This window comes from Pleomorphomonas sp. PLEO (assembly GCF_041320595.1).
Lineage (GTDB): Bacteria > Pseudomonadota > Alphaproteobacteria > Rhizobiales > Pleomorphomonadaceae > Pleomorphomonas.
The window spans coordinates 765997-778654 of sequence record NZ_CP166625.1; the positions used below are offsets into that span (position 1 = coordinate 765997).

At 67.1% G+C, this 12658-nt stretch carries 10 protein-coding genes; 4 read left to right on the forward strand and 6 right to left on the reverse strand.

Going from position 1 to position 12658, the window contains the following annotated elements; genetic code table 11:
* Window positions 1–79: 79 nt before the first annotated feature.
* The 3 genes from AB6N07_RS03340 to hemC are packed head-to-tail and all read right to left on the reverse strand — an operon-like array spanning window position 80 to window position 4880.
* Complete coding sequence (locus AB6N07_RS03340) at window positions 80–1750, reverse strand: heme biosynthesis HemY N-terminal domain-containing protein (protein WP_370676393.1); 1671 nt, start codon at window positions 1748–1750, stop codon at window positions 80–82.
* 31 nt (window positions 1751–1781) lie between these two features.
* Window positions 1782–3956, reverse strand: a complete 2175-nt coding sequence (locus tag AB6N07_RS03345) for a uroporphyrinogen-III synthase (RefSeq protein ID WP_370676394.1) — start codon at window positions 3954–3956, stop codon at window positions 1782–1784.
* 3 nt (window positions 3957–3959) lie between these two features.
* Window positions 3960–4880 carry a hydroxymethylbilane synthase gene (gene hemC, locus AB6N07_RS03350; protein ID WP_370676395.1) on the reverse strand — a complete coding sequence of 307 codons (921 nt, stop codon included), beginning with the start codon at window positions 4878–4880 and terminating at the stop codon, window positions 3960–3962.
* Between the two features lie 211 nt (window positions 4881–5091).
* Here hemC and tsaD point away from each other — a divergent pair, with 211 nt between their 5' ends.
* Window positions 5092–6171 carry a tRNA (adenosine(37)-N6)-threonylcarbamoyltransferase complex transferase subunit TsaD gene (tsaD, locus tag AB6N07_RS03355; RefSeq protein ID WP_370678185.1) on the forward strand — a complete coding sequence of 360 codons (1080 nt, stop codon included), beginning with the start codon at window positions 5092–5094 and terminating at the stop codon, window positions 6169–6171.
* Window positions 6168–7151, forward strand: coding sequence for an NAD(P)H-dependent glycerol-3-phosphate dehydrogenase (locus tag AB6N07_RS03360; RefSeq protein WP_370676396.1), 984 nt, complete (start codon window positions 6168–6170; stop codon window positions 7149–7151). Before tsaD ends, AB6N07_RS03360 begins: the two co-directional genes overlap by 4 nt.
* A gap of 382 nt (window positions 7152–7533) precedes the next feature.
* Here the strand turns inward: AB6N07_RS03360 and AB6N07_RS03365 are convergent, their stop codons facing one another.
* Window positions 7534–8745, reverse strand: a complete 1212-nt coding sequence (locus tag AB6N07_RS03365) for an NAD(P)/FAD-dependent oxidoreductase (protein WP_370676397.1) — start codon at window positions 8743–8745, stop codon at window positions 7534–7536.
* 349 nt (window positions 8746–9094) lie between these two features.
* Here AB6N07_RS03365 and AB6N07_RS03370 point away from each other — a divergent pair, with 349 nt between their 5' ends.
* Complete coding sequence (locus AB6N07_RS03370; protein ID WP_370676398.1) at window positions 9095–10123, forward strand: hypothetical protein; 1029 nt, start codon at window positions 9095–9097, stop codon at window positions 10121–10123.
* Window positions 10124–10125: 2 nt separating this feature from the next.
* Entirely contained in the window at window positions 10126–11139 is a 1014-nt protein-coding gene (locus AB6N07_RS03375; protein ID WP_370676399.1) for a carbohydrate kinase family protein, read from the forward strand.
* 44 nt (window positions 11140–11183) lie between these two features.
* On the opposite strand, the gene AB6N07_RS03380 is transcribed toward AB6N07_RS03375, so the two are convergent.
* Window positions 11184–11960, reverse strand: coding sequence for an FGGY-family carbohydrate kinase (locus tag AB6N07_RS03380; protein ID WP_370676400.1), 777 nt, complete (start codon window positions 11958–11960; stop codon window positions 11184–11186).
* Window positions 11939–12655 carry an FGGY-family carbohydrate kinase gene (locus AB6N07_RS03385; RefSeq protein ID WP_370676401.1) on the reverse strand — a complete coding sequence of 239 codons (717 nt, stop codon included), beginning with the start codon at window positions 12653–12655 and terminating at the stop codon, window positions 11939–11941. Before AB6N07_RS03385 ends, AB6N07_RS03380 begins: the two co-directional genes overlap by 22 nt.
* Window positions 12656–12658: the final 3 nt, after the last annotated feature.

Genomic DNA, 12658 nt, shown 5'->3' on the forward strand with positions numbered 1-12658 from the left:
GGGACGGGGCGTTGATACCGGCATCGCTGGCTAATTTCAAGCACCGCTTCGGAAGAAAATGAAGCCGGCGCCGATCGTCTCAAGAGAAGGGCGACTGTGGTGCCAGGCTATGGGCAAGTCCCTTGCCGTTGGCCGGCCCCGGATCGTCGGGCGGGGGAGGCAGTACAGCCAGCGGATCGATGCTGGGGCCGCTCGCCGCGAGCGGCGGCTCAACCTTGGCGGCCGGCCTGATGGGCGCGCCATCGCTGACGGGAGCCTTGATCGTCTCGACTTTTGGCGGAGCTGGAACCGCCTCCTGCTTGGGGGTGACAACCGGCGCCTGGGGCACCGTCTCCGGTTCGATGACGTGAGGCTCGGCGGTCGACAATTCTTCCGGCTCACCGCTGGAGAGTGCCTGTTGCGGGGCGGGCGGATTTGGCTTGGCCGCGATGACGGCAAGGTCATTGCCATCGATCGCTTCCCCGACCTCGCGCTCTGCGGGCACGCGCCATTCCACGGCATCGAGCCGGCCGGATAGCGGGGAAAGAGGCTGCCAGGCATCGAGCACCAGGCCATCGGCGGTCCAGGCGGCATCGCGTGGTGCCCGCACGGCACGGCCGAGCCATTCGCGGACGCGGCCGATGTCATTGCTCTCGCTCTCTTCGAGTTCGGCCATCATCAGGCAGACACGCTCGGTTGGCGTCTGCCGCAGCGCCTTGGTCAGCGCCTCGCGGGCCAGCGCGAATTCGCGGGCATCGATAGCGGCGCGGGCAACGGTGACCGCGCCCTCGGGATGGACCGGCTTCAGGTTCTCCAACATCTGGGCCCGCTTCAGGCGATCGCGCGCCGAATCGCCGGACCTGAGATGAAGGTAGGCGGTGGCAAGGTCGGGATGCGGGGTGAGCTTCCAGGTGGTTTCCAGCACTTTCGCCGCCCGGCGCGTATCGAGCTGGCGGGCCAGCGTGCGGGCGCCGATGGTGGCGGCCGGCACGAAATCCGGGGCAATCTTGTGGGCCTCAAGGGCGAAGGCGCGGGCTTTGTCCGGCTCGCCATCTTCGACTTCAAGGGCGCGGGCGGTGAGCAGGACCGCCCGGAGGCGGTTGGCGTCGCCCTTGCCGACCAGCCGTCCCGCGACGTTCTGGTCGAGCACCGACAGCGCCTCGCCCCAGTTCCGGTCGGCGGAGAGGTAGTCCATCATCGCGGCGCCAGCCCACGGCAGGGCGGGGTTTTCCTTCTGTGCCTCGGCGGCGAACTGGCGGGCAGCGGCGGCCTCGCCGGCGCGCGTTGCCTCGATGTAGAGGCCGCGCAGCCCGAGGAGGCGCGTTTCCGGCGCTTTCAGCATGCGGGTGAAGGCTTGGCGGGCGGCGTCGCTGCGTCCCTCCAGCTGGGCCGATTGGGCCGCCAGCAGCAACACCAGTGGCTCACCTTCAAGAAAGCGTTTGGCCTCAGCGGCTTCGCGCTGGGCGAGACGATAGTCGCCCGAGCCGACAGCGATCATGCCGCGAGACAGCGCGCTGTAACCGCGATCGCGACGGCGGCCGGCAAAATAGCTGCGCAGGCCGCTCGGCGCCCGCCAAAGGCCGGAAACGAGCTTCCAGACGACGAGCAGGACGACGGCGGAAACCAGCAGCGCGACGATGACGACGCGGAGCGGTGGCGCCGCTGCGCCACCCGGCCAGCTGACCGAGACGGCGATCGGCACGCCACCCAGCCAGTCGAAGGCGAGGACGGCGAGGAATAGCGCGGCGACCGACAGGAGAATGCGGATCATCTCGGGGCCTTTCCGAAGCGGTAGGCGGGTGTCAGTTGGTGGCGGGGACCGACAGGCGGTCGACGATACGAGCGGAGAGGGCCTTCACGCCAGCGTCGACGCGCGCGCGGGCGTCGAGATCGGCGAGCCAAGTCTCCGCTGGAGGGCGCGCCCAAACTGGCAGGGTTTCGCTGGCGGCCGTGGCAGCGGCGGAATCGCCGCGCTTCAGCGCCTCGCGGATTGCTTCAACGGCCGCTGATGCCGGATCTGTGGTCGCCGGGCCGGTTTCCCGATAATTGACCAGGGACTTGGCGCTGTCAAAGAAGCCGTCCACCCAGCCTTTGCCAGCTTCCACTGGGCGTCGGGCCAGCATGGCGTCGACCGGCAGGCTCGCCAGCAGGCGATCGCGGGTGGGCACTCCCTTGTCGGCAAACGCTTTGAGGCTATCGAGGCCGGGAAGATCGGGAGCGACGGCGGCAATCATGGCGAGATCGGTCGTAAACGGCAGGCCGGCGTCGATCTTGCCCGACATCGAGGTGAGGGCGAGAGACAAGGCGGCGATTTCGCCACCCTTGGGTGCGTTGGCGAGGCGCTCATCGATGGCGGCAAGCCGGGCCACCGCGCTGGCGTTCTCCGCTTTCAGCGCATCCGTTGTCGAGGCCAGTTCGGCAGCCCGGCCTTGGAGGGCGCTTATCTCGGCGGGATCGATGACCGGCTGGGCGGCGGCGGCTTTCTCGGCGGCGTCCAGGCGGGCGGCAAGGTCGTCGACGCGGGCGCCGAGCGGCGCGAGATCGATGGCGGGGATTTCTTTACCCTCCAGCGAAGCAATCCGATCGGCGAGCGTCTCGGTCGTGGTTTGCCCGGCGGCCAAGCGGTCGCCGACTTCGCCAAGGCGCGCCTCCAACATGGCCGGGTCGATGCTGCCGGCCTCGGGACGCTCGCTGGCGCGTGGCATCAAGGCCAAGATGACAACGGCGGCAATACAGCCGCCAGCAACGCCTGCCCCCAGAAGGGGCAGGAAGGCTTTTATCTGGCTGGGACGATCGGTGCGTGGCGCCGTCGCGGCTTCCGCCTTGGCGGTTTCAGCTTTTCCCGCCCCCAGCATGGGGTTGTCCAGCGGTGGATCCCCAAACGGCGGTTGTTCGTCCGGCGGTGTGTTCGGGGGTATGTCTGGTGCCGGCGGGTCGCCGAACGGCGGCTGTTCTTCCGGCGGCCGGATCGGCGGCACATCCGGTCCCGGCGGCTCGGTCACCGGTTTTCCCGGTCCCGGTCCCGGGGGCGTGGGAGCTGGCGGCGTGGGAACCGGCGGTTCGGGAACAGGCGGTTCGCGTGGTGGTTCCTGAGGCGGCTTTGGCGGCTGGGCAGCCTGTACCTCGGTCGCATCGAGATCAATGACGGGAGCTTTCGGGCGATTGCGCCGGTTGGCTGCGTCGTTGCGGTGGTCTTCGGATACCATGGTTTCAAGTCCCTCCGCTTCATGCTCGCCGCCGGCAGTTTCGCGCAGCCGGACAGCAAGCGCAACGCTGGCTTCAACCAGTGCCGGACCGGTCGGTTCCGCTGCGACGATCAGTTCGGCAACCCGGCCGGTCAGCGGCGCCGCCGCCGCCTGTGACAACGCCGCCGCTCCGAGGCGAGACAGACGCGGCGCCCAGTCCATTATGTCCATCAAATCAACGAAAGCTTGCGCGGAGCGCCTCGATGCGACGACCAGCCCATCGATGCGCCCCTCGGCGAAGGCGGCGGTGACCTCGGGGGCGAGGGTCTGTCGCGGTTCGGCGCGATAGAGTTCGGCCTCGGCCACCGTAACGCCGAGCCCGGCCAGCCGGCCGGCGATGTCGCCGGCCTTGTCGCGGCCGCCGGCATGGACGAGGCGATGAAAGCCGCTTCGGGCGACGAGATCGACGAGGTCGTCGGCGTTGCCGTCGGCCGAACGGACGTCAGCAAAGCCGGCGGCGCGGGCGTCGTGGGCGGTGCCGGCGCCAACGGCGATCACCGGCAAGCCGGTGAGAGCATCGAGCCCACCGGCGCCTTTCAAGATGGCGACGGTTTGGCGCGAGGTGAGGATGAGCGCTTCGGTGTTGGGATCGGCTGCCCGCACAAGGCCCGCCGGGTCATCCGCCGGCTCGATGGTCAGCATCGGTTCGGCGAGCGCCGCGACGCCGCGGGCGACGAGGGCCGCCACCATGTCGCTCGCCTGCGGTTCGGGACGAAGGACGAGGAGAACCATCGCCTAGCTCCCGCTGAAGAAACCGGGCCCGGCCAGCGCGGCGAGGCGGGCACCGAGGCGATCGCCGACGCCTTCGGGGTCAGAGCCGTTTTCCCGTCCCTCGTGGGCCACGCGGCCGTCCGGCGTCAGGATCAGGCCGTGGAGGTCCACCCCGCCTTCGCTTGCCACGGCATAGCCGGCGATCGGCGTGCGGCAGGAGCCGTCGAGCCGGGCGAGATAGGCCCGCTCGCAAGCCAGTGCGACGGCGGTCGGGCCATGATGAATGGGCGCCAGAACATCGGCGACCCGCGCGTCGTCCACCCGGCTTTCGATGCAGATCGCGCCCTGGCCGACGGCTGGGGGAAAGGATTCGATATCGAGGATCTCGGTGGCGACCTCGAGCATGCCGAGACGCTTCAGACCGGCGACGGCGAGCAGCGTCGCGTCGGCGATGCCCTCACCGAGTTTGCGCAGCCGCGTCTGGACGTTGCCGCGATAGGGCACGACGACAACGTCGGGCCGGAGGCGGCGGACGATCGCGGCGCGCCGCAGCGAGGCGGTGCCGACCACGGCGCCTTCAGGCAGTTCGGCCAGCGAGCGGTATTTCAGTGAGACGAAGGCGTCGCGGGCGTCTTCGCGTTCCAGAAAATGGCCGAGCACCAAGCCTTCGGGCAGCGCCGTCGGCATGTCCTTGGAGGAATGAACGGCGATATCGAGCGCGCCACTCAGCAGGCCGGCCTCGATTTCCTCTGTAAACAGGCCCTTGCCGCCCACCTCGGACAACGGCCGATCCTGAATGCGGTCGCCGGCGGTGCTGATCGGGACGATCTCGACCTCCGGCGCACGCGCACCCCAGGCGGCGACCAAGCGGTCGCGCACCTCGTGGGCCTGGGCAAGGGCGAGCGGACTGCCGCGCGTGCCGAGACGGATGGGTTTTGGTTGCACCGGTTCGCTCCCCGTGTGATAGAGCCGTGAAACGAAGACGTCGGCCGGCCGACGGTCGGAAACAGCGGCGAATCGTCCCTAATGTCTCGCCTTGCCATGGCAACACTTGGACCATGGAGCGCCGCGAGGCAACGTGTTCTTGGGTCTGGCCTTTCCAGGCGGGCCGACCCCCGGCAAAGATGGATTGACCAGGATGGACGACCTCAGGGATATCGTCGTTCTCGGCCTCGAAAGTTCCTGCGACGAGACCGCCGCCGCGCTGGTGCGGCGACGCGCCGACGGATCGGGCGAGATTCTCTCCAACGTCGTCTTCTCGCAGATCGAGGAACACGCGGCTTTCGGTGGCGTGGTGCCGGAGATTGCCGCCCGCGCCCACGTCGAGGTTATGGATGGTCTTGTCGTGGCGGCGCTGGCCGAGGCCGGGCTTTCGCTCGCCGATGTCGACGCGGTGGCGGCAACGGCGGGACCTGGCCTGATCGGTGGCGTGCTGATCGGCCTTACCACCGCCAAGGCCTTGGCCTACGCGGCGAGGAAGCCGCTGGTCGCCGTCAACCATCTCGAAGGGCACGCGCTCACCGCCCGGCTCACCCATGGCGTCGAATTCCCTTATCTGCTGCTGCTGGTCTCCGGCGGGCATAGCCAGATCCTGAGGGTCGACGGCGTCGGCCACTACCAGCGCATCGGCACCACGATCGACGACGCGCTCGGCGAGGCTTTCGACAAGACGGCCAAGCTGTTGCAACTCGGCTATCCCGGCGGGCCGGCCGTGGAAAAAATGGCGGCTGAGGGCAATCCTCGCCGCGTCGCGCTGCCCCGGCCGCTCATCGGTCGTGACGAGCCGAATTTCTCCTTTTCCGGCCTCAAGACGGCGGTGCGCCACGAAGCGGAGGCTTTGGCGCCGCTATCTCGGCAGGACGTGGCCGACATCTGCGCATCTTTCCAGGCGGCGGTGTCCGATGTGGTGGCCGATCGCGTCGGTATTGCCGTAAGGCGTTTCGCCAGCACGCTCGCCGACGGTCGTCCGCCGGTGCTGGTGGTGGCCGGTGGCGTTGCCGCCAACAAGGCCATCCGTAGCCGGCTCGATGCCGTGATGACCAATCTCAATGGCCGCCTCGTCGTGCCTCCCGGCAACCTGTGTACCGACAACGGCGCCATGATCGCCTGGGCTGGTGCCGAGCGGTTTGCGCTGGGGCATACCGACGGGTTCGACGTGGCGGCGCGTCCCCGTTGGCCACTCGATGACGTTGCCGCGCCGCTCATCGGCCACGGCCGTTTGGGAGCTAAGGTATGAGCAACACCATCGGTGTCTATGGCGCCGGCGCCTGGGGCTCGGCGCTGGCCCTGACCGCGGCGCGCGCCGGCGCCGAGGTGATCCTGTGTGGCCGCAAGGCCGAGGAGGCGGAAAGTCTCAACGCCACGCGGCGGAGCCCGCATCTTCAGAACGTCATTTTCCCGCCGATGGTGACGGCGCACGCCGACCCCAAGACCCTTGCTGGTGTCGACCTATTGCTGCTCGCCGTACCCGCCCAGGCCTGCCGGTCAGCGGCGGCCGCGCTTTCCGGCATCACCGGACCGGAAACGGTGATCGTTTCCTGTGCCAAGGGCATCGAACAGTCGACCGGAGCGCGTCCCTCCGTGGCGATCGCGGAGGCGCTGCCGGGCCGGCGCGTCGGCGTCTTGTCAGGTCCGGGATTTGCCGACGACGTGGCGCGCGGCCTGCCGACGGCGGTGACCATCGCCGCGCAAGATGCATCGCTCGCCGACACCATCGCTCGCCGGCTTGCCGGCCCCACCTTCCGGCCCTATGCCGCCACCGACGTCGCCGGCGTCGAACTGGGCGGCGCACTGAAGAACGTGTTGGCGATCGCCGCCGGCATCGTCGCCGGACGGGCGCTTGGCGCCTCGGCGCAGGCGGCCGTCATCACGCGTGGCTTTGTCGAGATGCGACGGCTCGCCGCCGCCTTTGGCGCCGAAGCGGAGACCCTGATGGGCCTCTCCGGCTTTGGTGACCTGATGTTGACCTGCTCATCCATCCAGTCGCGCAACTATTCTCTCGGCCTGGGCATCGGTCGCGGAGAACAGCCGGCGCGCTTCGGCAAGCTGGCCGAAGGGGCGGCCACCGTTGGTATCGCCGTTCAGAAGGCATCGGAGTTTTGGGTCGAGGTGCCGATCATGACGGCGGTCGCCGAGGTGTTGGCCGGTCATCTTTCCGTCGACGACGCCGTCGACCGTCTGATGGCGCGTCCGCTCAAACGGGAAAATGTCATCTGAAGCCATGTGACTGTTGCATTTTGCAACGGCGGCTGGGGAGTGCTGCCGAGGCGATCAACATATAGTGTGTCGTAGCCGCGCTAAGCCCCATATTTTGAAGCTGTCAAAATTACGGCCGGAAACCGAATCGCAACCATGATCGACGAAACTGCTGAGTGTCGGCATCAGGTCGTGCGTAGCCGGCCGGTCCGAATGGACACCGGGTCTGCCCTTGTATTGTTCTTGCGTCTAGGGCGACCCGAGCTCCATCTTATACCAAGATGCATTGAAAATGACTCTTGGTATTCTACTTGCTGATTTCTTATGCCGCTGATGCAAAAGAGAAATCAGCAATGGCCTCAATGAGCGGATGCGTCAGCATCTTCGCGAATTGGTATATTGATTATCCCAGGAGTTCCTTGAGCGGCTTCGTCTCGATATCGAGACGGGAGACGTTCTTGCCGGCCTCCAACACCTTCTTGGCGGTGACGAAGGCGGCCGGGAAGTTGAGGGCATCGACGGCGATCATCGTCCCTCTCGCGAAATACCATACGGCGTGACTGCCAGGGCGCGGCCCGTCGGTTGCCAGCGTGTCGTCATAGCCGTGGTGCAGGCCGGCAATCTGCAGCTTGGCGTCATATTGATCGGACCAGAACCACGGTTGCGGCAGGTAAGCGCCGCCTTCGCCGATGAGAGCCGCCGCCGCGGCTTCACCTTGGTCGAAGGCATTTTGCACCGACTCAAGGCGAATCAGGCGATCGTCATAGGGGAAGCGGGCACAGTCGCCGATGGCGAGGATGTCGGGATCCGAGCTACGGGCAAACTGGTCGACTAAGATCCCATCGTTGACGGAAAGCCCCGCCGCCTCGGCCAAGCCGGCATTGGGCGCCACACCGATGCCGACGACGGCGAGATCGGCGGCAATCGTCCTGCCGTCCATCAGGTCGGCGCCGGTGAGACGACCATCTTCGCCGACAAGGCGGACGATGGCGGAGCTCTCCAGAATGTCGACACCATGGCTTTGGTGGAGGTCGCGGACGAGGTCGGCCGTTGCCGGCGCGGCGACGCGCTTCAGAATGCGATCGGCCAGTTCGACGACCGTGACGTCGAGGCCACGCGTTTTGGCGACGGCCGCCGTCTCCAGGCCGACGTAGCCGCCACCGATCACCACCAGACGGCGTCCGGGCTGGAAGTCAGCCATCAACGCGTCGGCGTCGGCTTTGTCGCGCAGCGTGAAGACGCCCTGGAGATCGCCGCCGATCACAGCCGGCAAGCGGCGGGGCGTTGCGCCGGTGGCCAGTACCAGCGTGGCGTAAGCAAGCTCTTCGCCGCCTTCAAGGCCGACGATCCGCCTCGCCCTGTCGATCTTGAGGGCGCGGCGGCCGGTCAGAACGGTGACGGCGTTGGCCTCGTACCAGGCCGGTGGTTTCAGGAGCAGCCGGTCGAAGGTCGCCTCGCCGACGAGGTATTTCTTTGAAAGAGGCGGACGCTGGTAGGGCAGCACCGGCTCGTCGCCAACGATCGTCACGGGCCGGTCCGAGCCGAGTGCGCGGAGCTTGCCGGCGAAGGCGGCGGCCGCCTGGCCGGCGCCAATGATGACAATAGGATCGCTCATTGATTTCTCTCGCTTCGACGGGCCTACAGGCTGGCTCGGGGGTCAAGCTATATCGGGATCGGAGGGCACGCGGAAGCGGTGGCCATCGGCCGCGCGCTCCCCGTCTTCCGTCTTTGGTCGCATCGACCGGACAGCTCTGCTCCAAAACCATTTTCCCGCAAGGTCGGGGCTTGCTACCTGCTTTGAACCGTCACAACATGCAAAGCGTGGGTGTACGGTCCGCGATCGTGGCCGCGACCCGAAGATAAGAAAATGGGCCGTCCTGCCGCCTTGCGAAGTGGGATGACCGGAGGAAACGTGGAGCCGCGCGGCCGGGGAGGGCCCGGCACCGGCGGATTGGAGTGACCCGATGTTCCGTCTTGACGAAAAGCTTGCCCGCATTCGGGCGGGTGCCTACACGCGCGCCGATTTCATCATCGCCGATGCCAAGGATCCCGATATGGGACCATCGATCCCCGGCGCCGGCCCGCTCAGAGCCAAGGACGGAACGCTCGGTCGCTATCAGACGCGTCCGGAGTTTCTCAACAACGTTCGCGCCATCGTTGAGCAGGACGTCGTCGACATCATGCTGACGTCGGCTTCCAGTTTCGAACTGCTCAACGAGCAGGGCGTCTACAAGAATTCGAAGGTCAAACCGGCCATTCGCGCCAACGACACCACCGATATCTGGTTCGTGCGCGGCGGCATCTATCCCAAGAAGCCATCGCGGCCGTTCCGCACGGCGTCGCTGTCCCGGGTCGCCACCGGCACCCTCGATGCCGCCCCCGGCGCGCCGCTGGTCGGTACCGACCTTGGTCTCTATTCGATGACCTTCAACAACGATCTCGAGCACGACTACGCCTCGCTCGAAGCGTTTGCCGAGTTCCGCTATGAGGCGGCGCTGAACGGCTTCAAGTATTTTCTTGAGGTGTTCAATCCCAACGTCGACACCGGCATCGATGCCGATCTTGTGCCGCATTACGTCAACGATTGCATCGCCCGCTGCCTCGCCGGCGTGACCCGTGCCGACCGGCCGGAGTTCCTGAAGATCGCCTATAATGGCCCGAAGGCCATGGAAGAGCTGGCGTCCTACGATCCGAGCGTCATCGTTGGCGTACTCGGCGGTGGCGCCGGCACGACGCGCGACTGCTACGAATTGATCTTCCAGTCCGAGAAATACGGTGCCCGCGTCGCGTTGTTCGGCCGCAAGATCAATCTCGCCGAAGACCCGCTCAGCATGGTCAAGCACATGCGGGCGGTGGCGAGCGGCGATTTGTCGCCTTCCGAAGCGGTGAAGTCCTATCACGGCGATCTTGGCAAGGCCGGCATCAAGCCGAGCCGCGAGCTGACCGCCGACCTTGAGGTGACCGAGAAGCCGCTCAAGGCCGGGCTTGCCTGATCATGCCGGCAAGACACGGCATCATCACCGGCGGCACCTGGTGCGTCGACAACAATCGCTTGGTCAGCTTCTGGCCGGAGGAGGACGGCATTGTCGAAATCCTCTCCCAGGAGCGAGCCGGCGGTGGTTCCGGCTGTAATCTCGCCGTCGACATCCGTCATCTCGATCCGGCGATGCCGGTCGAGACCATAGCTATCGTCGGCGACGACGAGGGCGGACGCTTCCTCCGCGACATCGCCGAGGAGGCGGGCATCGATCATCGGCAGATGCACGTCGACGGTTCGCTGTCGACGCAGTTCACCGACGCCTACGCCTCAGCGACCACGCACCGTCGTACCCATCTGTTCGCCAAGGCGGTGGCGGCGGCGCTTACGCCTGATCACTTCGACTTCTCGGCGACGACCGGACGCATCCTGCATCTCGGGCTGCCGGGCTTTCACAAGCAGCTCGACGGCGTCTGGGCGGATGGTGACAACGGCTGGGTGAGCGTGTTGAAGAAGGCGCGCGCCCTCGGTCTCAAGACCAACATCGAGTTGGCCAGCCTTGAGTCACGCGTCCTCACCGACACGGTGATGCCCTGCCTCGGCCACCTCGATTATGTCGTGGTCAACGATTCCGAGATCGGCGCGCTGGCCGGTCTTCCCACCGTCTCCCATGGCGTGACCGACGCGGGCCTCTGCGAAGCGGCGGCGCGCAAGGTGCTTGAGGATGGCGCCATGGAGCTGGTGGTGGTGCACTGGCCCAAGCTCGCCATCGCCGTCACCCGCGACGGCACCCTTGCCACTAAGGCATCGGTGGCCATTCCGCCGGATCTGGTGGTCGGTGCCAACGGGGCCGGCGACGCCTTCGCCGCTGGCATGATCTACGGCATCCATGAGAGTTGGCCGCTCGAAAAATCGCTGGCTCTCGCGCACGCCACGGCGGCCTGTTCGCTGCGTTCGGTGACGACGTCCGGCTCGGTGGTCGGCTGGCAAGAGACGCTGGCGCTCGCCGACCAGTGGGGTTGGCGGACCTGAAACAGGGCTACCCTCGGCAGAGTGATCTGCCGGGGGAGCATTGGCTACCAAGCGGAAAAAGCTGCCCGTGCCGCGTTGAACGGTTTCAGCGCCGCGTAGAGGGTGCGATATTCGCCATAAAGGAAATCCATCCGCTGGCGCCGCGACGGGTCGGGCTCGAACAGGCGATCGGTGACCACCAGACGGCCGGCCGCCTCGCCGATCGACGAAAAGCAACCGGCACCAACACCGGCGAGGATTGCCGCTCCGAGAACGCCAGCGTCGAGCGTCTTGAGCCGACGGATCGGCCGACCCAGCATGTCGGCGCGAATCTGGCACCAGGGATCCGAGGCGGCGCCGCCACCGGCCATCGAAAAGCCCGTTGCCGCCAGTCCGGCCGATGATTCCAGCGCTTCCAGCAGCCAACGTACCGATGATGCCACGCCCTCGAAGACGGCGCGCGTCAGATCGGCTGGTCCCATCGAGCCATCGAGGCCGACGAAGGCGCCGCGTGCGCCGATGTCCCAGATCGGTGCCCGCTCGCCCTGAAGATGCGGCAGGAACAAGGGCGTGGGGCGGTGGGGATCGCCAGCGACGACGAGGGCGGATAGCTCGGAGGGCGCGCGTCCCGTGAGGTTCGACAGCCAGGCGAGCGAGGCGCCACCGGCCTGCGTCGGTCCGGCATGCAGCGTGATGCCCTCGCAGGTTGGAAAGGCGACGACGCCGGCGGCGGGATGGCGCGTGCTCGATACCAGGCCGACGATTTCCGACGTGCCGGAGAGATACATGCAGTCTCCGTCGGCAAGGGCGCCGGTCCCGATCAGCCCGGCCCAGGCATCCATGGCGCCGGTGACCATCGGCGTGCCGGCGAGCGGCAGTCCCGGCCGGATCGTGCCGGCTGCTTGCGTGAAGCCCCTGAGGGGGGCAGCCGATCGGCGACCCCTGGGACGAGGTCGACGAGGCGGGGAACGTAAGCGAGCGACTGGTCGATAAGACCGAAGGCGGTCATCGGGTCGGCGGTGGCCTCGCCGGTCAGCTTGAAGATGCAATAGTCCTTGGGCGCCATCAGCCAGCGCGTCCGTGCCCAGAGGTCGGGGCGGTGACGCTGTAGCCAGAGAGCGCGGGCGAGCGGATGGCTGGCGTCGATGGGAAGCGGGGCACCCCACCAGCCGATGCGTTCCTCGGTGGAGATCCGCGCATCGAGTTCGGCCGCTTCCGCGCCGGCGCGGCCGTCCTGCCAGGTGATCGCCTGTAACAGCGGCGCCCCGCCGCCGTCCAGGAAGACATGGGTATTGACCTGACTGGTCAAGCCGATCCCGGCGACGGCGCCATTCGGCAAGCCGTCGGACAGGTGGGCGAGGGCTGCGATGACGCGGCTCGTCCAGTCGTCAGGGTTCTGTTCGGCGAACCCGGATGCCGGTCGCGCCGTCGGATGATGATCGGCAAAGGTTCGCAGTGCCTTGCCGCGTTCGTCGAACAGGGTGGCTTTGACCGAGGTGGTGCCGACGTCGATGCCGACGAGAAGGGGCGTGTTCATCGA